Raw genomic sequence first — 21,129 nt, 5'->3', positions numbered from 1 at the left:
TATGGCTCCTCAAAGCGCCCCTCCCTATAGTCCGATCTTCGGCAGGCTGTCTCTCGACGCCCTGCCGTTGCACGAGCCGATTCTCGTAGCCACCTTCTGCGCCGTCGCCATCGGCGGCATCGCTGTTGTGGCTTTGCTGACCAAGTTCCGTCTCTGGGGCTATCTCTGGAACGAATGGTTCACCACGGTAGACCATAAGAAGATCGGGATCATGTATATGATCCTCGGCCTGATCATGTTCCTGCGCGGCTTTGCCGATGCTATCATGATGCGTCTCCAGCAGGCACTCGCCTTTAACGGGTCAGAAGGCTATCTGCCCGCTCATCACTACGATCAGGTATTTACCGCCCATGGCGTGATCATGATCTTCTTCGTGGCGATGCCGTTCATTACCGGTTTCATGAACTATATCGTGCCGCTGCAGATCGGCGCACGCGACGTGTCATTCCCTTTCCTCAACAATTTCAGCTTCTGGATGACCACATCCGGTGCGATTCTGGTCATGGCATCGCTGTTTATCGGAGAATTCGCGCAGACGGGCTGGCTCGCCTATCCGCCGCTTTCCGGCATAGCCTATAGCCCGAATGTCGGGGTGGATTATTATATCTGGTCCTTACAGATTGCTGGTGTCGGTACGACCTTATCCGGGATCAACCTGATCTGTACCATTCTGAAAATGCGCGCACCGGGCATGGGCCTCATGAAGATGCCCGTCTTCACCTGGACGTCGCTCTGCGCCAACATTCTGATCGTGGCATCCTTCCCGGTGCTGACAGCCGTTCTGGTCCTGCTGGGCCTCGACCGCTACGCCCATACGGATTTCTTCACCAATGATTTTGGCGGCAACGCCATGATGTATGTGAATCTGATCTGGATCTGGGGCCACCCTGAGGTTTACATTCTCATTCTGCCGCTGTTCGGCGTGTTTTCCGAAATCACCGCGACCTTCTCGGGCAAGCGGCTCTTCGGTTATACCTCAATGGTCTATGCCACGGTCTGCATCACCATCCTGTCCTATCTTGTGTGGTTGCACCACTTCTTCACGATGGGATCAGGCGCAAGCGTGAACAGCTTCTTCGGCATCACCACCATGGTGATTTCGATCCCGACAGGGGCCAAACTGTTCAACTGGCTCTTCACCATGTATCGCGGTCGTATCCGGTTCGATCTGCCGATGATGTGGACGGTTGCCTTTATGGTGACATTTACGATCGGCGGCATGACCGGTGTGATGCTGGCAGTTCCCCCGGCAGACTTCGTATTGCACAATTCGCTGTTCCTGATCGCTCACTTCCACAATGTGATCATTGGCGGTGTGCTGTTCGGTTCGTTTGCCGCGATCAATTACTGGTGGCCCAAAGCCTTCGGCTTCAAACTCAACGAATTCTGGGGGAAAGTATCCTTCTGGTGCTGGTTGCCGGGTTTCTATCTCGCCTTTATGCCGCTTTACGTACTCGGCCTGATGGGCGTCACCCGTCGTATGCGCGTCTTCGATGATCCCAGCCTCCATATCTGGTTCATCATTGCCGGGCTGGGTGCGGTCGTTATTGCCGCCGGTATCGGGGCCATGCTGATCCAGTTCGCGGTTTCCATCTGGAAGCGTGAGGAGCTGAAAGACGAAACGGGCGATCCGTGGAACGGCCGTACTCTGGAATGGGCGACCTCATCGCCGCCGCCGGATTACAACTTCGCTTTCACGCCGAAGATTCATTCGCTGGACGCATGGTACGAGATCAAGCACCGCCATGTTGCCCGTCCGACCGAAGGTTTCCGCCCAATCCATATGCCAAGCAACACTGGGGCAGGCATCATTCTGGCCGGTATCAGTCTGGTGATGGGTTTCGCTCTGGTATGGCATATCTGGTGGCTGGCCATCGGCGGTTTCGCCGCACTGATTGTCACTGCCATCGCCCATACATTCAACTACAAGCGCGATTATCACATTCCTGTTGAGGAAGTGGAGGCAACAGAAGCCGAGCGCACGCAGCAACTGGCTGCAGCCGGAGCCTGACGAGATATGAGCACAACAACACTTCCCGAAGGGAACGCGGCAGGCGATTTCTACGACCTGCACGAGCATGACCATCCCGAAGGCCACAGCACCATGCTGGGTTTCTGGATCTATCTGATGAGCGACTGTCTCATCTTTGCAATCCTGTTTGCCTGCTACGCAGTGCTGGGAACCAATTATGCTGCCGGTCCGGGACCGCAGGACCTGTTCGAATTGCCGCTGGTGGCACTCAATACAGCCATGCTGCTGTTTTCTTCGATCACTTATGGCTTCGCGATGCTTTCCACGCAGCGTGGCTCGGTGGGGCAGACACAGCTCTGGCTTGCGATTACCGGTCTGTTCGGCCTCGCCTTCCTGTCGATCGAACTGTATGAATTCAGCCATCTGATCCATATCGGTGCGACACCACAGCGTTCTGCCTTCCTGTCGGCATTCTTCACCCTGGTCGGCACGCATGGCCTGCACGTAACGTTCGGCACCGTCTGGCTGGTCACACTGATGGTTCAGGTCGCTCGCAAAGGTCTTATTCAGGCCAATAAGCGCCGCCTGATGTGCCTCAGCCTGTTCTGGCACTTCCTCGACGTCATCTGGATCGGCGTCTTCACCTTTGTTTACCTGATGGGGATGCTGCGATGAGCGCTCACCACGATCAATCCGAACCGCATGGCTCGATGCGTGATTATGTCATCGGTTTTGTGCTGTCGGTCATTCTGACAGCCATTCCGTTCTGGCTGGTCATGAATCGTCCGTTCGATGCGCCCACGACTGCCATCATCATCATGGCTTTCGCAGCTGTGCAGATGATCGTTCATATGGTGTACTTCCTCCATATGAGCCCCAAGACTGATGGTGGCTGGACGCTCACATCGCTCATCTTCACCTTGATTATTGTGGGCATCATGATGGCCGGCTCGCTGTGGGTCATGCATCATCTGAACACCAATATGATGCCCGCACCGCAAGACGTGCGTCAGCTCCCGTGACCCATGATCGCCAGCAGCGCAGCGCAAGATCGTCTGTGCTGCTGGCGGGTCTGGCTTTGCTTTTTGCGGCCATATTTGCAGCGCTGTGCATCTGGCAAATTCAGCGCCGCGAATGGAAACATAATCTCATCCATGCTGTTGAAAGCCGGGTTCATGCACCGGCGGTATCAGCACCGGGCCCGGCCGAATGGCCCGACGTCACAGAGAAAAATGCCGTTTACCGTCATGTTAAGGTCAACGGGCATTACCTTCCCAATGCCGATGTTCTGACCCGTGCCGTCAGCGATCTGGGCGCAGGCTACTGGGTCATCACACCTCTCGACACAGGCCACTATATCGTAGCCGTTAATCGCGGCTTTGTCCCGCAAGATGCTCGCGACGATTATTCCGCGCCGCCCAGGGGCCATGTCCAGATTCAGGGCCTGTTGCGTATTTCCGAACCCAAAGGCGGCTTCCTGCGCAGCAACGATCCGATGAATGATCGCTGGTATTCACGTGACATTGCGGCAATCGCCAGCGCACGTGGTTGGGGTGACACAGGAAAACCCGTTGCGCCCTATTTTATCGATACGGATGACAGCGCAAATGCACCGGGAGCACCCGTCGGAGGTTTGACTGTCATTCAATTTCCGGACAATCATCTTGTCTATGCCCTAACCTGGTTCGGGCTGATGGCTATGTCGCTATGGGCGGCATGGGCGTTCTGGCGCGGAAAGCTCCGTAGCGGGCGAGGCACTGACGAGAATGATAGATGAATTAAGCGAACAGGAGTCGGCAGGGCCGTCCCCTCCAAGAGGGGCCGGATGGCGCAATATGCGTCTGCTGATCCATTTGCGCTGGATAGCGGTTATCGGTCAGCTAGGCACAATTGCAGTGGTCTGCCTGATGGGTGTGAAACTGCCTGTCATTCCGCTGCTGATCGTACCCATCCTGCTCGCCATATATAATACAATCAGCTGGTCGCTGATGCGTAAACTGACCTCTATATCCAATGGCGGACTGATGGTCGCTTTACTGGTGGATGTCGCAGCGCTTGCCTGGCAGCTTCACTATAGCGGTGGCGGGGCGAATCCTTTCGCTTCACTTTTCCTGTTGCAGGTGGTGATTGGCGCGACATTGCTCACCCCGCGCTATTCCTGGGTTGTGGCAGGTGCAGCGCTTTCGGCCATGGTGCTCATCAATCTCCATTCAGTGCCTCTTCGCCTGCCGCCCTATCTGGAAGATACGTCCCAGACATTGTATCTGACAGGCAGTTTTATCAGCTTTTTTCTGGTCGCCGTTTTGCTGGTTATCTTTATTGGCCGGATGACCGCCAATCTGCGCGAACGAGATGCAACACTTGCCGCGATCCGCCAACGCGCCGCTGAGGAAGACCATATCGTCCGTATGGGGCTGCTCGCCTCTGGCGCAGCGCATGAACTGGGCACGCCGCTCTCGCTCATGTCAGTGCTGATCGGGGACTGGAAACGAATGCCGCGCCTCGCGGACGATCCCGAATTGAGCGATGATCTGGAAGAGATGCAACGTTCGGTCGCCCGGTGCAAAACCATTGTCAGCGGAATTCTTATGTCGGCCGGCGATGCGCGCGGCGAAGCACCGCAAGTGACCACCATGCGGGGATTCCTTCAGGAAATCGTGAATGAGTGGCGTGATAACCGTATGCCCGGCGCTCTTGAATTCGATGATGAGATCGACAAAGATCAGCCTATCGTATCCGATCCGGCTTTGCGGCAGGTTATCGGCAATATTATCGATAATGCAGTGGAAGTGTCTCCCCAATGGGTCGGGATTCGCGCCAGACAGGAAGAGGATTCCCTGATCCTTGAGGTCAGTGACGAAGGGCCGGGTTTCTCATCCGAGATACTTGACAGTTTCGGCCAGCCTTATCGCTCGACCAAAGGCAAGCCCGGTGGAGGACTGGGTCTGTTTCTTCTGGTAAATGTCTTGCGGAAAATGGGTGGCCAGGCGAGTGCGGAAAACCGCGCGGAAGGTGGTGCGACAGTGCGGATATCGCTGCCGCTCGATGCCATTGCCTATCGATCCGGAAAGAAGAGTGCAAAGCAAGTTGATGAGTGACACAGACAAACTTCTCGCCATCATCGAAGACGATGAAGCCTTCGCCCGCACACTGCGCCGTTCTTTTGAGCGGCGCGGATATAATGTCATTCAGGCACGCAGCCATGACCAGCTTGCCGAATTGCTGAAACAGCATATACCCGATTTCGCTGTAGTCGATCTGAAACTGGAAGCGTCTTCAGGGCTTAGCTGCGTGCAGGCTTTACGCGAACAGAGCGAAACGATGAAAATCGTCGTTCTGACCGGCTATGCCAGCATCGCCACCGCTGTGGAGGCAATCAAACTTGGTGCAAATTATTATCTCGCAAAACCTTCCAACACAGACGACATCGAAGCCGCTTTTTCGCGTAACGAAGAAGGCGACACATCGGTTGAGGTCCAGGGGCGCCAGTCTTCCCTGAAAACGCTCGAATGGGAACATATCCATCAAACCTTGATGGAAACGGGCTTCAATGTCTCAGAAACTGCCCGTCGCCTCGGCATGCATCGTCGCACTCTAGCCCGGAAGCTGGAAAAGCGGCAATTGCGATAAACAGCGATGCCGGGCGCGATATACCCGGCATCGCTTGTTTCAGTCGGCTCCGAACAGGTCGCGCGAAAACACTTTGTCCCGCACATCCTCTATATCGGAAGTGCAACGGTTAGCGACGATTACATCGGATACGGCCTTAAATTCATCCAGATCGCGAATCACACGGGAATTGAAAAAGTCATCCGCATCGAGTGCGGGTTCATAAACCACGACTTCGATACCCTTGGCCTTGATCCGCTTCATAATACCCTGAATTGAGGATTCGCGGAAATTATCCGAACCCGACTTCATCACCAGTCGATGAACACCGACCACTTTGGGCGCCAACGCGATAATACGGTCGGCCAGAAAATCCTTACGGGTATTATTCGCATCAACAATGGCCCGGATCAGATTCTGCGGCACTTCGGAATAATTGGCCAGCAATTGCTTGGTATCTTTCGGCAGACAGTAGCCACCATAACCGAAAGAGGGATTGTTGTAATGCGTACCAATCCGCGGATCGAGCCCGACAGCTTCAATGATCGAGCGTGAATCCATGCCATGCGCCATGGCATAGCTGTCCAACTCATTAAAATACGCCACACGCATGGCAAGATATGTGTTGGCGAACAGCTTGATCGCTTCAGCTTCGCGCGGTCCGGTGAAAATGACCGGCACATCTTTTTCTTCCGCCCCTTCAAGCAGCAGATCCGCGAAAACTTTCGCCCGGTCCGATTGTTCGCCCACAATAATCCGCGACGGATGAAGATTATCGTAAAGAGCCTTACCTTCTCGCAAAAATTCGGGACTGAATATAACATTATCGGTGCCGAACTCAGCTCGAACGGATTCGACGAAACCCACCGGTATGGTCGATTTCACAATGATAGTCGCCGATGGGTTGACTTTCTGCACCAGCGCGATGACTTCTGTGACGGAGGACGTATCGAAATAATTGCTCTGCTCGTCATAATTGGTCGGCGTAGCAACAATGACGAAATCAGCATCCACATAAGCACTTTCAGCATCCAGCGTTGCCGTCAGATCCAGCGTGCGCGTTGCCAGATAGTCTTCAATATCCATGTCAACGATAGGGGATTTCCCCTGGTTGACTTTGGAGACGCGCTCTTCGCTAATGTCGACCGCTGTCACCTGATTGTTCTGTGCTAGTAGAACCGCGTTGGACAGACCCACATAACCTAAACCGGCAACTGCTATTTTCATATCTAAATTTCTCGTCACTTATCGCGAATAACATCTCGACTAGAAGACCATAGCCGACATGTTGGATGAGCGCAGTTTCCAATATTCAGTAAGCTATTAAACCGCCATCATATTTCATCTGATTTATTGCGGCGGTATCACACCACCCAACAGCAGTGCCAGCAACCCTAGCCCGGCGACGATACGATAAGCGACGAATGGGAAGTAGCTGCGTGTCGATACAATTCGCAGGAAAATCACAATAACCCAATAACCGACAACAAAGGCGATCACTGTCGCAAGGGCGGTCGGCCCGGGACCGATCGGGCCCCAGTCATTCCAGCTTTTGGCGAGTTGATAAAACCCTGATGCCAGCACTGCCGGTATAGCGAGCAGGAAAGAATAGCGCGCTGCCGCTTCGCGCGTATAGCCCATAATCAGGCCAGCGCTGATTGTGCCGCCCGACCGGGAAACGCCGGGAATCAAAGCCATCGCCTGCGCAAAACCGTAAATAATACCGTCACGCCATGTGAGTTCGCTCAAAGGCCGCCGGCGCGCTCCCCATTTATCCGCCAGCCCCAGCACAATTGCAAAAAGAATGAGCATGGTTGCTGTGATATAAAGATTGCGCAGGCTGGTCTCGATCGCATCCTTGAAAGTGAGGCCGAGAATGGAAATGGGCAATGTTCCGATAATCACCAGCCAGCCCATGCGCACATCTTCGGCATCTTCCGGGCGCTTATGCTTGGTGAAGCTGCGCAACCAAGCAAAGGCAATCCGCCAGATATCCTTCCAAAAGTAAAGCAACACTGCTGCTTCCGTGCCGATCTGAGTGATCGCTGTAAAAGCCGCACCCGGATCCTGACCCGAAGGCAGAAAAGCGCCGACAATCCGGAGATGTGCGCTGGAAGAAATGGGAAGAAATTCAGTCAGACCCTGTACAAGACCGAGAATGGCTGCTTCCAGCCACTGTTCTGAGGATGCAATCATAAATTCAGCGGTCCCGCCCGGCTTTGGATTGGTGAATGAACAAAGGCCGGACGATCAGCCCGATCACAATAGCGGCCATAATAAACAGGAGATCAAAAAACCAGTCCGCCCATTCAGCATGCCGCCCTGCCTGCATGGCCCCCTGGACCAACTCGATCACTCCCCCAAAAATCGCGTAAAGCACAACAATCCACCGTAGGCGTAGCGAAGGATAGGCCATCATGGTTATCCATGGCAGGACCATAAATGCGATCGCATGACGGATTTTGCCGCTCTCAATAGCCTGTCCGATTGGGCCCGGCGTCAAAGCAAGATAAAGAGCCAGCGCTATGGCCAGCCAAAGCAATATGCGCAGGAATGAGGTCAGAGACATGGGCGTTACTCAATTATGGTCGCAGACGAGATTCAGCGCAAACCAGTCGGCCATGCTGCATTGCAACAATTAGATGAACACGCTGACATGTGCAATGCTGCAATATGATAGGCCGGATCGATTATACGGCAAATTGCAGGAATTTCCTTACTGCAAGATTGACAGAGAAGAAGCCCTGCTCACGCGCTGGCAAAGTTCGATCACCAGCGCAGCCCAATATCGATCCGGTCTCTCAGAAAAGCTGTGGCTATACGGGCCGTCTTGTCGCTTTTGCACGAAATTAAATTCTCGCCAATCCATACCCCACCCCTTTAAATCTTATTTGTATGAGTTTATCCTTGAGGCACATTACCGGGTTACAATCGTAGCCAGTATACGATATTGGCACAGCCAATTGACATCACTCTGACCAGCAGAGCCATAGCAGGAGATAAAATGACCGACGGAGCCATTCTGATCGCCGGTGAAACCCGCCAGGCGGACGCACGATTCGAAGCAATCAGCCCCTCCAGTGGTGAAAAGCTGGAAGGCAGCTATTCGGAAGCGACCACAGACGATGTAGCCAAAGCCTGCAGCGCCGCTGCCGAAGCCGCTGAAATTTTCGGAACCCTCTCTCCCGACGAACGCGCTTCTTTCCTCGAAGCGGTAGCCGACGCCATTGAAGCTATCGGTGATGAACTGATCGTCACCGGCATGGCTGAAACCGCTCTGCCCCGTGCCCGCCTTGAGGGCGAGCGCGGCCGTACTTGCGGGCAGCTCCGCCTGTTCGCTTCCGAAGTACGCGACGGACACTGGCTGAATATCCGCATCGATGAAGCTCTGCCGGAGCGTAAACCGCTTCCCCGCGCCGACCTGCGCCTGATGAATGTGGCCTATGGCCCGGTGGCCGTATTCGGTGCTTCCAACTTCCCGCTGGCTTTTTCCGTCGCGGGCGGAGATACGGCCTCGGCTTTTGCCGCAGGGTGCCCGGTTGTCGTCAAGGGACATCCGGCCCATCCCGGTACCGGCGAGCTGATTGCCAAAGCCATTTCCAAAGCCGTCGCCGATAAGGGTCTTCCCGGCGGCGTATTTTCCTATCTGCCGGGCACTACGCACGAACTCGGCGGCGCTCTGGTGGCCGATCCTAACATCACTGCTGTCGGTTTCACCGGCTCGCGTGCCGGCGGCCTTGCATTGATGGAAATTGCTCAGAAACGTGAAGTGCCGATCCCGGTCTATGCCGAAATGAGCGCCATCAATCCCGTGGTTCTGATGCCTCATGCCATGTCGGAAAAAGCCGCAGCACTAGGCACAGCCTTCATCGGCTCGCTGGTGATGGGTTCGGGTCAGTTCTGCACCAATCCCGGCCTTGTTGTAGCATTGGACAGCCCTGAACTCGACACATTCGAAGCTGCCGCAATCAAGGCACTGGCCGACACGCAGCCCGCTTCCATGCTGACAGCAGGTATCTGCAAAGCTTTTGCGGAAGGCACATCCAAACTTACCAGCCATGATAAAGTGCGCAAGCTGGGTGGCAGCCAGCCTGCCGAAGCACCGACTTCGGCCGATTCTGCCATTTTCGAAACAAGCGGTGAAGCATTCCTGGCCGATGAAGCACTGAGCGCGGAAGTATTCGGGGCAGCATCGCTGATTATTCGTTGCGCTGATGAAGCCGAATTGCTGAAGGTTCTCTCAGGCCTTGAGGGGCAGCTTACTGCCACTCTGCATCTCACCGATGCGGATGAGACACTGGCAGCAAAGGTGCTCCCAATCCTGAAGGAAAAAGCCGGCCGCGTACTTGCCAATGGCTGGCCAACCGGCGTGGAAGTGACGCATGCCATGGTTCATGGCGGTCCCTTCCCCGCAACCTCGGCTCCGGCAACCACTTCGGTCGGTACGCTCGCCATGCAGCGTTATCTGCGTCCGGTCTGCTATCAGGATATTCCCGATGCACTGCTGCCCGCAGCGCTTAAATCTGCCAATCCGTGGAAACTACCGCGGCGAGTGAATGGCGAATATCAGAGCTAAGAAACTCTCCAGCGGCGGGCTGAAACATGTCCGTCCGGCAAGGGCCTCTCCCTGAAAGGAGAGGCCCTTACTATATTAAGGGGTGCGGGAATGCTCGTCAGGCTGATCTTGCGCTTGTCAGACAGCCTGTTATCGATAGCTAGGAAATATGCGCAACTCCTCTTCTTCCGAAAAGACCGGCTCCAAAGGCCTCCGTCTCCACGGCACGATTGCCCGCAAACTTGGGATTCAGATCGTATCCGGGGCCTATCAACCCGGCGAAGTGCTGGTCGGTGAAATCGAAGCCAGCGAAAGGCTGAATGTTTCGCGCACCGCCTATCGGGAAGCTGTCCGCATTCTCGCTGCCAAAGGGATGGTGGAATCCAAGCCAAAACGTGGCACCCAGGTAACTGACCGCGCCAGATGGCATTTGCTCGATCCTGATGTTCTTTCGTGGATTTTCGAATTCGAACCGCCCGAATCCTTGCTCTCCAGCCTGTTCGAGCTGCGCCGGATCGTGGAGCCGCAGGCTGCTGCTCTGGCAGCTTATCGGCGAAAGCAAAGCCATATCGATATTATGGAACAGGCTCTGGCGGATATGAGCGAATATACGCTGGCGACGCCCGAAGGCCGCGCGGCCGATCAGAAATTCCATGAAGCTCTGCTCGATGCAGCCGACAACCCCTTCCTTGTTACACTGACCAGCGGTGTCGGGGCCGCAGTCGCCTGGACAACGATCTTCAAACAGCGGCACAGCCCCCTGCGGCGCGATCCGGTGCCCGACCATCAACGCGTGTTCAACGCGGTCAAAGCACAGGATCGCGAAGCCGCCCATCAGGCCATGACCGATCTGGTCGAAAAAGCCTATCTCGACACGGCCCATTCAGGCGGAGGCTCACCGCGCCCCCAGGGCAAGGAAAACGATCCGCTGATCCGCAAGCCGATTGCCTGATCGGCCACTTGCGTCGTTCAGACGAATCACGGAAGATGATTGTCCAGCGGATGAGCAATCGGCCAGCCATCTTCACTCCAGTCAAGACGCTGTATGCGTAAGGTCGGCGCTCCATCGTTGCGCGCATCATAGGCGTGATAGACGATGAGATCGCGCGCGCCATCCCGGAGAATGGCCTGATGGCCCGGCCCTTTGAAACGCCGGTCAGGTTCCAGATCGGCGCTTAACACAAGGCTTCCGCCACCTTGCATCATATCCCGCCCGTCACGATCTCTATAAGGTCCGGTCACAGAGCGTGACCGGCCGACGCGTACATTATAACTGCTCTTCACGCCGCGGCAGCAACGGTCAAAGCTGGCGAACAGATAATAATAGTGATCGTGGTGGAACAGAAAAGGCGCTTCGATCGCTCCTTCCCCTCCCCGTCGGGCCAGCGCATGGAGCGGCGCATCGGGCAAGACCAGTCCGGTCGCGGGATCGAGTTCGATCAGTTTGATGCCCGACCAGAAACTGCCGAAGGTCAGCCAGTGGCGCCCCGTTTCATCGACCAGCAGATTAGGGTCTATCGCATTAAAATCATCGTCCGGTGATGAGCTGATAATTGGGCCGCGATCCTGCCACCCCTTGTCCGGTCGCTTTGGATCGAAAGCATCATTTGTCAGTAAACCGATAGTCGACCGGTTTTTGCCGAAGCGGGATAAAGAATAATAAAGCCGTGTCTGGCCATCGACCATCCGGATATCGGGCGCCCAGATCCCACTGACACCGGGAACCGCCTGCACAGCCCAGTCAGGCAGTTGTTTCAGAACCGGCCCCTGAAAGTACCATTCTCGCAGATTGTGCGATGTGCGCACCGGCAGGAAAGCGTATTTGCTGCCCCTATGGGACGTCACCAGCATCACATATTGCCCGTCAACCTGAAGAATTGCCGGATCATGCACCGGCGCAATATCGCCATGCAGACCGCCGATAGCTGTTTCCCCGAGGGATGACGAAAAAGGGGCTGCGCAACCTGACAGAAGCGCAGCCCCGAAAAGAAGCGCACCCGCAGCGCTTGGAGAGAAATGGCTGCGGGTGCGTAAACCCGGCATATCAGTCGAAACTGTAGCGAATGCCGAGCGCAAAGGTCCGGTTGAGCAGCGTCGAACCGAAATTATACAGGTCCGGCCCGCCATATTCCCCGAAGCGATAATAGCTTTGCTGCTTCTCATTGGTGATATTCACCGCATCGAAGGTCACGCCCAGATTATCGGTCAGACTATATGTAAGCTGGAAGTCGAGACTTTTTTCCGGCTTGCGCCAGATACCGAGCGGATTGGCGAAGAGACGCGCTTCATTGGCGTCGAGGAAGTTCTTCCGCCAGACATAAGACAGTCTCAAACCGATCGGACCGCGATCATAAGCTGCGGTGATATTATAGGACACATCGGAGACGCCGAAAAACTCGCTGGTCGTTTCGCTGACGATTTCACCGTCCTGATTGGTCTGTGGTATCGTCTGGCTGCTGTCGAGTATCGTCATGCTTCCCTGTGCGCCCAGTCCATCAAGGATTCCGGGCAGTTCGGGGAAGTAAATGAAGCCGAGTTCAACACCTTTCAGGACACCGTCAGAGGCGTTTTCAGGCCGTGTAATGGTGAACATATCGGTATTGAGGCCGGTATTCGGAATCTGGAAGAGCGAGGTGATCGGTACCACCAGCCCGTCAATCTCACGACGGAATGCCGTGGCATAGATCGCATTGCCGGGCTGGAAATACCATTCGATCGAAAAGTCGTAATTGGTCGAAATTGTCGGATTGAGATCCGAATTTCCGCTCGTTCCCGTTCCTCGCCCGATATTGGTGAGATCACCGGTCAGATTGAAATTGGGGTTAAGATCGGCAAAGGCCGGGCGGCGCAAAGTTCTGCCGAAATTGAACCGGAAACGCAGATTATCGGTCGGATCGACGATGAAAGTCGCTGAGGGCAACCACTTATCCGTCTTGGTCGCGGCGAGAGAAGTGTCTCCGCTATACCGGTCCGTGAAGACAGAACTCGTATCGACCGATACGAAGCGAACGCCGGTTTGCAGGAACAACCGCACATCGCCGATATATTTTTCGAAGTCGGCTTCTGCATAGGCCGCGAGCGTGTCTTCATTGATATTGAAGACTTCGAGCTGGCTGAGATTATCGCCCATGACGAGACCCGGATCGACATTGTCGCGATAGAGTTCCCGCATGGCATCGGCATTGTCATGCAGCCAGTAACCGCTGACATTGATCCAGTCTTCCGGGACGTCCGCACGTCCGTTATAAAAGCCATCGGTGAAATAATAGGCATCATCGCTCAAGGTCGACAAGGACTGGCCGAGAACCGGCGCATCCTGTGCGCGTACAGAGTCCGCAGCTTTTCGCCGGTCGGCACGAGCACCGAAACGAACAGTCTTCAACAACCCGCCGTCGAAATCATAGGAGCCATCGAGCTGGAATGTATAAGCCTTGCCGTGCGAACTGTTGGCGTTGTCGTAGAATTCGGCAAGCGTCCAGGCTGCCGGATCCGTCAGCAAGGAATTATCGCCGAAGCTCCATCCGGGCAGACCACCTCCATTATTGAAATCGACCGAGATCTGATCCGCTTCCCGGTTAAGACGCGCTGCGAGAAAATCGGTTTCGTATTTGCTGTCCTGGAAGGAGAGATCGGCCGTGATATGGCCGCGTTCGTCGGCAAACTTCCAGTCGCCATTCAGTGCATAAACATAGCTATCCGTTTTACCGGTCGAATAATCACCACTGTTGAAACCAAAAGCATTGCCGACTGTCCGCGATTTGATGACATTGGTTCCGTCATACAATTCGAACGTATTGCCGGGATTGGCACCCAGAGCTTTCCACTGATCAGCAAAACTGAAATGCATCGAATTCATCGTGGTCGAACGGTAACCGTTATAGAAGAATTCGAACGTATAGGTGGCATCCGGATTGGGTGACCATTGCAGCGCTGCATTGATGGCCGGGCGCTCCCGCTTCCCATGCACATCATTGGCGAAAACCGCATCACGTGACAGGTAATAGGGGGTTTCCACGCCATTCAGGTTGAAAGTCGAACCCGGTGTATAAGGGAGACCGGTCTCAAGACCGGGCTGCCAGGCGCCGCTCTCGGGAAAGACGCGCTGAAGCGGGTCGTAACCGGTTCCGGCGGGCGGATTTTCTGTTACGAAAGGTATAACGGCTCCGGCCGTAATACTCATGTCGCGATATTTGGTACGCGAATAGCTGATATTCAGCAGGGCACCGAATTCTCCGGCATCCGTATCCCAGCGATCCGAAATCAGGGCGCTGACATTCGGGTTCACTTCATCGGATGTCTCGTCATAAATGCCGCGAGCCACAGCCGAGATCGCAAAACCATCGAAATCGAACGGACGGCGTGTCTGCACATCGATCTGACCAGCCAGACCGGTTTCAATCTGCCCCGCAGAACGGGTTTTATAAACATCGACACGTTTGACCAGATTGGCCGGCATATCCTGCAAAGCAAAGGATGTGCCCGATGCAGTAAAGATCTTGCGACCGTTCCATGTCGTTAACGCATCGGGCAAACCGCGAATCGACAAGCCGCTCGTTTCACCGGCTCCGCGATTGGTCACCTGAACACCGCTCAAACGCTGAAGGGCTTCGATCACATTATTGTCGGGCAGTTTGCCAACATCTTCAGCGACAACCGATTCCACAACTTGCGGCGATTCGCGTTTGACTTCCAGCGCCTGACGAAACGATTCACGAATACCGGTCACAACAATCGCATTGCTGTCATCGAACTCAGAATTGCTCACGTCCTGAGATGATGTGTCCTGCGAACCGGTCGACTGTGCTGCAACAGGCGTCGCCATGCCGGCACAAGCGAGTGCCCCAACAGACGACGACACCAAAATCCATTTGGATGCCTTCTTCATGTTTCCTCCCCAAAATGGCTTAATGCCATCTATTACTCAGACAACATCTAGCCAGACATAGAAGGAAGAGCAAGAGGGTCTTGCAACAAGGCTGTGAAATCAACGGTTAAGGAGCTCTATGTCAGGTATAATGCGGGATTACGCTCTGGTCAGCTTATAAGACAAATCCTGTATTGCAGCGATTGATTCGCCAAATCGTTCTGATATAGTCTGAGTTATTACCACTGGGAGGAAAGCTTGAAGCTTATTCAGTTCAAGGTCGTCGAAGGCCGTAAAGTTGGCCTGATCGACGGCGATACGGCCCGTCATGTCCAGGGCGTAACCACTATTCTCGATCTGGCGAATCTGGCTGTTGCAGAGGGCCGCACCCTGGCGGAATGCGCCAGCGACAAAGCCGGCGATACGCTCGATCTCGATGCCCTGCGTCAGAAGGGCCAGTTGCTGGCACCGATCGGTCATGATGATCCCGCCCATTGCATCGTCACCGGAACCGGTCTGACACATCTCGGCTCCGCCGAAGGGCGCGACAAAATGCACAAAGCCGCCTCGGCGGGCGAAGCGACCGATTCCATGCGCATGTTCCTGATGGGTGTGGAAGGCGGCAAACCCGCCGAAGACAAGGAAGGCGCCCAGCCCGAATGGTTTTATAAGGGTGACGGGTCGATCATTGTCGGTCCCGATCAGCCGCTTTCCTCTCCTTCTTTCGCACTCGATGGCAGCGAAGAACCGGAAATTGCCGGTATCTATCTGATCGGCCCGGACGGCACACCACATCGGCTCGGCTATACGCTGGCCAACGAGTTCTCCGATCATATCACCGAACGCGGCAATTATCTCTGGCTCGCCCATTCCAAATTGCGTCACGCGGCTCTTGGGGCGGAACTATTGCTCGGTGACTTGCCGGAAGACATTCGCGGATCGAGCAAGATCATCCGCGATGGCAAAACTTTATGGGAAAAACCCTTTCTTACCGGCGAAGCCAATATGTCGCACAGCCTGGCCAATCTCGAAGCGCATCACTTCAAATATCCGCTGTTTCGCCGGCCGGGCGATCTGCATATCCATTTCTTCGGCACTGCCACCCTCTCTTTCGCCGACGGTATAGAGACGAAGGAAGGCGATATATTCGAAATCTCCGCCCCGCCTTTTGCAATTCCGCTACGCAATGCACTGGAAGTTGAAAAAGCGGAAAAGGTGACGGTGAAAGCCCTGTGAGCAAAATTCGTATCGCATTGGCGGGGATCGGCAAGATCGCCCGCGATCAGCATATTCCGACAATTGCCAAAAGCGACCGGTTCGAACTGGTTGCCGCTGTCACACGCCATCAGCCGCCCGAAGGCGTGCCGGGCTTCACCTCTGTCGCAGAGATGATGGAAGCGGTGCCGGATATTCAGGCAATTTCCATCTGTACGCCCCCGCGTGGACGGCTCAAGCTCATTCGCGAAGCCCTTGCACACGGCCTCGATGTGATGATCGAGAAGCCGCCGGCAGGCACGATTGCCGAAGCCGCACGCTTCCAGCCTCTCGCCGAAGCAGCCGGTAAAGTGCTCCACGCCACCTGGCACTCACGCGAGGCTGCTGGTGTGGAACCGGCACGGGACTGGCTCAAGGGCAAAATCATCCAGAAAGTTATCTGCAACTGGAAGGAAGATGTCCGCGTCTGGCATCCGGGGCAGGAATGGATCTGGGAACCAGGTATCGGTGTGTTCGATCCGGGCATCAATGCGCTGTCCGTGCTGACGGCGATCCTGCCCGAACCGCTTGATTTACAGTCTGCCGAATTGCGCGTGCCGGAAAACCGGGAAGCGCCGATCGCCGCTGATCTGGAATATCGCATGGGCGATGCCCCGGTCGATGTCGCCTTCGACTTCGATCAGAAGGGGCCTCAGAGCTGGGATATCATCGTTCAATGCGCTGAAGGCGAATTGAAACTGTCCATGGGCGCTTCCAAACTGGCCATTGACGGCGAGCCTGTCGAGCTGCCCGAAGATCCTGAATATGCGCGGCTTTATCGCCATTTCGCCCGTCTTGTCGACGCCCGCCAGTGCGACGCCGATCTGACACCGTTCCGCCATGTCGCCGATGCTTTTCTGTTCGGCTCTCGCAAACAGGTGGCTGCTTTTAACTGGTAAGAGCAATAATTTAGGGGAGAGATAATGAAAATTTGGAAATCAGCCCTTTTGTCGTTGAGCGCGACAATCGGGCTCGGTGCTTCACCTGCTCTGGCAGCAGATAGGGTAAACGCATCTGTCTCGGTCGATCTCGATACGCCCGGCGCACGGATCGAACCGGAAATTCAGGGGCAGTTCGCCGAACATCTCGGCCGCGGCATCTATGAAGGTATCTGGGTGGGTGAAGATTCGCCCATTCCCAATACCAATGGCTATCGCAACGATGTCCTTGCCGCCTTGAAAGAACTCGACATTCCGGTCATCCGCTGGCCGGGTGGCTGTTTCGCCGATGAATATGACTGGCGTGACGGTATCGGCCCGCGCAGTGAACGGCCGAAACGAATTAACACCCATTGGGGCGGCGTAATCGACGATAACCGTTTCGGTACGCATGAATTTCTCAATTTCTCCGAAATGGTCGGCGCTGAAAATTATGTTGCCGGCAATATGGGCTCCGGCTCACCGCGCGAAATGGCGCAGTGGCTCGAATATATGACCGGCTCGAAACCGACCACTCTTGTGAAGGAACGGCAGGCCAACGGGCGCGACAAGCCCTGGAAGGTCAAATATTTCGGTGTTGGCAATGAAAGCTGGGGTTGCGGCGGCAATATGCGTCCGGAATATTCGGCCGATCTGCACCGCCGTTATGCCACTTTCGTTAAACCGCAACCGGGTGAAACCGTCGTCAAGGTCGCCACAGGCGCCAATGTCGACGATTATAATTTCACCGAAGTGCTGATGCGCGAAGCGGTGAACCAGATGGATGCGATCAGCCTCCATTATTACACTTTCGTGGGCGACTGGGACCACAAGGGTTCGGCTACCGGCGGCGGTCGCAAGGAATGGGTCAGCACCCTCTCCAATGCGCTGCATATGGACGAACTGATTACCAAACACAGCGCAATCATGGATCAATACGATCCTGACAAACGCGTGGGTCTGTTCGTCGATGAATGGGGCACCTGGTACGATCAGGAACCCGGCTCGACGCCCGGCTTTCTCTATCAGCAGAACACCTTACGCGATGCGGAAGTGGCGGCGCTGACACTCAACATCTTCCACCGTCATACCGATCGTGTAAAGCTCGCGGCAATCGCTCAGATGGTCAATGTGCTGCAGGCCATGATCCTGACCGATGGCGACAAGATGCTGCTTACGCCTACCTATCATGTCTTTGACATGTATAAGCCGTTTCAGGGGGCAACGCCTTATCCGGCGACTATCGACACCCCCGAATTCTCGGAAGGCGGCAAGACTTTGCCGGTCGTCGATGCTTCGGTCGCCCGCGGTGAAGACGGACAGCTTTATCTCTCACTCGTCAATCTCGATCCGGAACGGGCTGCCCGTGTCGCAACCGATCTGAAAGGGGCCGCTACCGGCCATATCCTGACCGGACCGAAACTCGACACGCATAATACATTCGATGCACCCGATACGATCAAACCGGCCACCTATAGCGCCCGCCCCGGTCGCGACGGCACACTGACGTTCGATCTTCCGGCCAAGTCGGTAGTCGTGGTGGCCATCCGGTGAGTGGCTTTTCCAGACGACACTTCCTCGCTTCGTCCAGTGCGGTGGGTCTTGCCGCCTGCTGGGCGGGCGAGGCCAGCCTGAGCTGGGCAAGCGAGGTAATGGATCGGTCCCGTGTGCAGGCGGTCTCCGCACCGCTTCGCACGGTCCGCCTTGCCCCTTCCCCTTTCCTGAATGCGGTGGAGCGCAATCGCGACTATCTGCTGTCGCTTGAGCCTGACCGTTTCCTGCATAATTTTCACAAAAGCGCCGGGTTCGAACCCAAAGGGGAAGTATATGGCGGGTGGGAAGCCCGCGGAATCGCAGGGCATTCCCTGGGCCATTATATGAGCGCCTGCTCGCTGGCTTTCGCGCAGACAGGGGATGCCCGGCTTCGCGAAAAGCTGCGTTACACCATTTCCGAACTCGCCCGCATTCAGGCAGCGCATGGCGATGGCTATGCCGGCGGCACCACCGTCGAACGCGATGGCGAGGAAGTGGACGGCAAGATCGTTTTCGAAGAAGTCCGGCGGGGCGAGATTCACACTGGCGGTTTCGACGTCAATGGCGGATGGGTGCCGCTCTATACCTATCACAAGGTTCATGCCGGGCTGATCGACGCATGGCATGTGGCCGGGCTGGCGGATGCCAAACCGGTGATGCTGGGTGTCGCCGACTATCTTGGAACCATCGTCGAAGGCCTTGATGACGAGCAGATACAAAAGCTGCTAATCGCCGAATATGGCGGGCTCAATGACAGCTATGCTCTCACCTATGAACTGACCGGCGATAAACGCTGGCTGGCCATAGCCGAGAAGATCCACGATAATCGCATTCTGGACCCGCTGGCCCGGCAGGAAGACAATCTGCCCGGCCTGCATGCCAATACGCAGATCCCCAAAATTATCGGTCTCGCGCGTCTCTATGAACTGACCGGGCGTGCGGATCATCAAACGGCAGCCAGCTTCTTCTTCAACACGGTTGTCGATCACCATTCCTATGTGATCGGGGGCAATTCGGATCGTGAACATTTCGGTCCGCCCGATGTGATTTCGCCCTTTATAACCGATCGTACCTGCGAAGCCTGCAACAGCTACAATATGCTGAAACTGGCGCGCCATCTTTATGGCTGGCAGCCCGATGCCGCCTTGTTCGACTTTTATGAAAAGGTGCATCTCAACCATATTCTGGCCCACCAGCATCCCGAAAGCGGGATGTTTGCCTATTTCATGCCGCTGGGATCGGGCTCACGACGCACCTGGTCGACCCCCGAAGACAGTTTCTGGTGCTGTGTCGGATCGGGCATGGAAAGCCATTCCAAACATGGTGATTCCATCTACTGGCACGACGGCGAGAAGCTGCTGGTCAATCTCTATATTCCCTCGAAACTGGACTGGGACGATCGCAACATCGCGCTCAATCTGGAAACCGGTTTTCCGCAGGAACAGGATATTGCACTCACTTTGCGCAAGGCGCCGCGCGGCACCAGTACCATCGCTCTGCGGATTCCGGGCTGGAGCGAAAATCCGTCCCTGTCCGTCAATGGTGAGGATCAGGAACTGGTGTTAGAAAACGGCTATGCCCTGCTCCATCGCGAATGGCAGGCCGGGGACCGTATCGAGCTGAGCTTGCCGATGCAGCTGACTATGGAGACCACGCCGGACGATCCGAACATGGTCGCTTTCCTGAATGGTCCGCTGGTGCTTGCCGCCAATCTGGGCCCTGCTTCGCAACCTTATGAGGGCCTGCCTCCGGCGCTGGTGACGGACAATCCGCTCGGCACGCTAAACGCGGGTCAGTCGTTTCATCATTTCCACATGGCAGCGGCAGGCGGTGCAACGCTTAATCTCGCGCCCTTCTATCAGGGATATGATAATCGCAGCGCTGTCTATTTCCCGAGCTTTACCAAAGCACGCTGGGCGAAAGAGGAAGCCGCTCTCATCGCCACGCAACAGGCCAGGGCCGAACTGGCGGCGCGAACCGTGGATGATATCCGCCTCGGGGAACAGCAGCCTGAAACGGATCACCATTTCGCCACCAACAATGCCGATCTTCTTGCCTGGGAAGGCCGTTCGGGCCGGCAGGCCTGGTGGGGTATGGGTAATTATCTGGAATTCGACATGGCAGTGCGCGAGGGCCCGATGGTTCTGCGCGCCCTTTATTGGGGTGAGGAGATCGAGAAGAACTTCACCATTGCAATCGATGGCCAAAAAATCGCCGAAGAACGCAGACCCGGCCCGGCCAGGAAAGAATTCGTAGCGGTGGATTATCCCATTCCCGAAAACCTGACACGCGGAAAGGATATGGTCCGCGTTCGCTTCGAAACACAGGGAACCGACGCGCCTGTCTATGAAGTGCGGATGCTGGATGCGCAGAACAAGCGAGTGGGCCAGCAGCCCTGACGGGGCGGGAGGAGCTGCTGCCTTGG

General features: G+C 55.6%; 17 protein-coding genes. 12 read left to right on the top strand and 5 right to left on the bottom strand.

Going from position 1 to position 21,129, the window contains the following annotated elements:
• The first annotated feature begins 1 nt into the window (after position 1).
• The 6 genes from cyoB to D6851_RS16090 are packed head-to-tail and all read left to right on the top strand — an operon-like array spanning position 2 to position 5,602.
• Positions 2-2,011: a cytochrome o ubiquinol oxidase subunit I gene (cyoB, locus tag D6851_RS16115; RefSeq protein WP_183030146.1), complete on the top strand. Its 2,010-nt coding sequence runs from the start codon at positions 2-4 to the stop codon at positions 2,009-2,011.
• A gap of 6 nt (positions 2,012-2,017) precedes the next feature.
• The gene (gene cyoC, locus D6851_RS16110; protein ID WP_120325935.1) at positions 2,018-2,647 is read left to right on the top strand and encodes a cytochrome o ubiquinol oxidase subunit III; all 630 of its coding nucleotides are present in this window, start codon (positions 2,018-2,020) and stop codon (positions 2,645-2,647) included.
• On the top strand, positions 2,644-2,994 hold the full coding sequence (gene cyoD / locus D6851_RS16105) for a cytochrome o ubiquinol oxidase subunit IV (protein ID WP_120325934.1): 351 nt from the start codon (positions 2,644-2,646) through the stop codon (positions 2,992-2,994). Before cyoC ends, cyoD begins: the two co-directional genes overlap by 4 nt.
• A complete protein-coding gene (locus D6851_RS16100) occupies positions 2,991-3,749 on the top strand; it encodes an SURF1 family protein (RefSeq protein ID WP_238474165.1) in 759 nt (252 codons plus the stop codon). Before cyoD ends, D6851_RS16100 begins: the two co-directional genes overlap by 4 nt.
• A gap of 58 nt (positions 3,750-3,807) precedes the next feature.
• The gene (locus tag D6851_RS16095; RefSeq protein ID WP_210210381.1) at positions 3,808-5,070 is read left to right on the top strand and encodes an ATP-binding protein; all 1,263 of its coding nucleotides are present in this window, start codon (positions 3,808-3,810) and stop codon (positions 5,068-5,070) included.
• A complete protein-coding gene (locus tag D6851_RS16090) occupies positions 5,063-5,602 on the top strand; it encodes a response regulator transcription factor (RefSeq protein ID WP_120325932.1) in 540 nt (179 codons plus the stop codon). The genes D6851_RS16095 and D6851_RS16090 overlap by 8 nt, the downstream gene beginning before the upstream one ends.
• 39 nt (positions 5,603-5,641) lie before the next feature.
• Here the strand turns inward: D6851_RS16090 and D6851_RS16085 are convergent, their stop codons facing one another.
• From D6851_RS16085 to D6851_RS16075, 3 genes are all read right to left on the bottom strand, one after another.
• On the bottom strand, positions 5,642-6,808 hold the full coding sequence (locus D6851_RS16085; protein ID WP_120325931.1) for a nucleotide sugar dehydrogenase: 1,167 nt from the start codon (positions 6,806-6,808) through the stop codon (positions 5,642-5,644).
• A 123-nt stretch (positions 6,809-6,931) separates the two neighbouring features.
• Complete coding sequence (locus D6851_RS16080; protein WP_120325930.1) at positions 6,932-7,777, bottom strand: undecaprenyl-diphosphate phosphatase; 846 nt, start codon at positions 7,775-7,777, stop codon at positions 6,932-6,934.
• A 4-nt stretch (positions 7,778-7,781) separates the two neighbouring features.
• Positions 7,782-8,150 (bottom strand): VanZ family protein, encoded by a 369-nt coding sequence (locus D6851_RS16075; protein ID WP_120325929.1) that lies wholly within the window; start codon positions 8,148-8,150, stop codon positions 7,782-7,784.
• A gap of 435 nt (positions 8,151-8,585) precedes the next feature.
• Here D6851_RS16075 and D6851_RS16070 point away from each other — a divergent pair, with 435 nt between their 5' ends.
• Positions 8,586-10,157, top strand: coding sequence for an aldehyde dehydrogenase (NADP(+)) (locus D6851_RS16070; RefSeq protein ID WP_120325928.1), 1,572 nt, complete (start codon positions 8,586-8,588; stop codon positions 10,155-10,157).
• 148 nt (positions 10,158-10,305) lie between these two features.
• Positions 10,306-11,088 carry a FadR/GntR family transcriptional regulator gene (locus tag D6851_RS16065; RefSeq protein ID WP_120325927.1) on the top strand — a complete coding sequence of 261 codons (783 nt, stop codon included), beginning with the start codon at positions 10,306-10,308 and terminating at the stop codon, positions 11,086-11,088.
• Positions 11,089-11,114: 26 nt separating this feature from the next.
• On the opposite strand, the gene D6851_RS16060 is transcribed toward D6851_RS16065, so the two are convergent.
• Both D6851_RS16060 and D6851_RS16055 read right to left on the bottom strand, forming a co-directional pair.
• A complete protein-coding gene (locus D6851_RS16060; protein WP_120325926.1) occupies positions 11,115-12,179 on the bottom strand; it encodes an arabinan endo-1,5-alpha-L-arabinosidase in 1,065 nt (354 codons plus the stop codon).
• Position 12,180: 1 nt separating this feature from the next.
• Positions 12,181-15,021: a TonB-dependent receptor gene (locus tag D6851_RS16055; RefSeq protein ID WP_120325925.1), complete on the bottom strand. Its 2,841-nt coding sequence runs from the start codon at positions 15,019-15,021 to the stop codon at positions 12,181-12,183.
• A gap of 237 nt (positions 15,022-15,258) precedes the next feature.
• Here D6851_RS16055 and araD1 point away from each other — a divergent pair, with 237 nt between their 5' ends.
• The 4 genes from araD1 to D6851_RS16035 are packed head-to-tail and all read left to right on the top strand — an operon-like array spanning position 15,259 to position 21,103.
• A complete protein-coding gene (araD1, locus tag D6851_RS16050) occupies positions 15,259-16,236 on the top strand; it encodes an AraD1 family protein (protein ID WP_147395509.1) in 978 nt (325 codons plus the stop codon).
• Complete coding sequence (locus D6851_RS16045; protein ID WP_120325923.1) at positions 16,233-17,153, top strand: Gfo/Idh/MocA family protein; 921 nt, start codon at positions 16,233-16,235, stop codon at positions 17,151-17,153. The genes araD1 and D6851_RS16045 overlap by 4 nt, the downstream gene beginning before the upstream one ends.
• 24 nt (positions 17,154-17,177) lie before the next feature.
• Positions 17,178-18,725, top strand: a complete 1,548-nt coding sequence (locus D6851_RS16040; RefSeq protein WP_120325922.1) for an alpha-N-arabinofuranosidase — start codon at positions 17,178-17,180, stop codon at positions 18,723-18,725.
• Positions 18,722-21,103, top strand: coding sequence for a glycoside hydrolase family 127 protein (locus D6851_RS16035; RefSeq protein WP_238474164.1), 2,382 nt, complete (start codon positions 18,722-18,724; stop codon positions 21,101-21,103). The genes D6851_RS16040 and D6851_RS16035 overlap by 4 nt, the downstream gene beginning before the upstream one ends.
• Positions 21,104-21,129: the final 26 nt, after the last annotated feature.

Source organism: Altericroceibacterium spongiae (genome assembly GCF_003610805.1).
Classification (GTDB): domain Bacteria; phylum Pseudomonadota; class Alphaproteobacteria; order Sphingomonadales; family Sphingomonadaceae; genus Altericroceibacterium; species Altericroceibacterium spongiae.
The sequence above is the reverse complement of the archived record's forward strand: the minus strand, read 5'-3'. Positions and strand labels throughout refer to the sequence as shown.

Coding starts and splice junctions, on each gene's coding strand:
- cyoB (WP_183030146.1), top strand. CDS start 2: ATGGCTCCTCAAAGCGCCCCTCCCTATAGTCCGATCTTCGGCAGGCTG.
- cyoC (WP_120325935.1), top strand. CDS start 2,018: ATGAGCACAACAACACTTCCCGAAGGGAACGCGGCAGGCGATTTCTAC.
- cyoD (WP_120325934.1), top strand. CDS start 2,644: ATGAGCGCTCACCACGATCAATCCGAACCGCATGGCTCGATGCGTGAT.
- D6851_RS16095 (WP_210210381.1), top strand. CDS start 3,808: ATGCGTCTGCTGATCCATTTGCGCTGGATAGCGGTTATCGGTCAGCTA.
- D6851_RS16090 (WP_120325932.1), top strand. CDS start 5,063: ATGAGTGACACAGACAAACTTCTCGCCATCATCGAAGACGATGAAGCC.
- D6851_RS16085 (WP_120325931.1), bottom strand. CDS start 6,808: ATGAAAATAGCAGTTGCCGGTTTAGGTTATGTGGGTCTGTCCAACGCG.
- D6851_RS16080 (WP_120325930.1), bottom strand. CDS start 7,777: ATGATTGCATCCTCAGAACAGTGGCTGGAAGCAGCCATTCTCGGTCTT.
- D6851_RS16075 (WP_120325929.1), bottom strand. CDS start 8,150: ATGTCTCTGACCTCATTCCTGCGCATATTGCTTTGGCTGGCCATAGCG.
- D6851_RS16070 (WP_120325928.1), top strand. CDS start 8,586: ATGACCGACGGAGCCATTCTGATCGCCGGTGAAACCCGCCAGGCGGAC.
- D6851_RS16065 (WP_120325927.1), top strand. CDS start 10,306: ATGCGCAACTCCTCTTCTTCCGAAAAGACCGGCTCCAAAGGCCTCCGT.
- D6851_RS16060 (WP_120325926.1), bottom strand. CDS start 12,179: ATGCCGGGTTTACGCACCCGCAGCCATTTCTCTCCAAGCGCTGCGGGT.
- D6851_RS16055 (WP_120325925.1), bottom strand. CDS start 15,021: ATGAAGAAGGCATCCAAATGGATTTTGGTGTCGTCGTCTGTTGGGGCA.
- D6851_RS16040 (WP_120325922.1), top strand. CDS start 17,178: ATGAAAATTTGGAAATCAGCCCTTTTGTCGTTGAGCGCGACAATCGGG.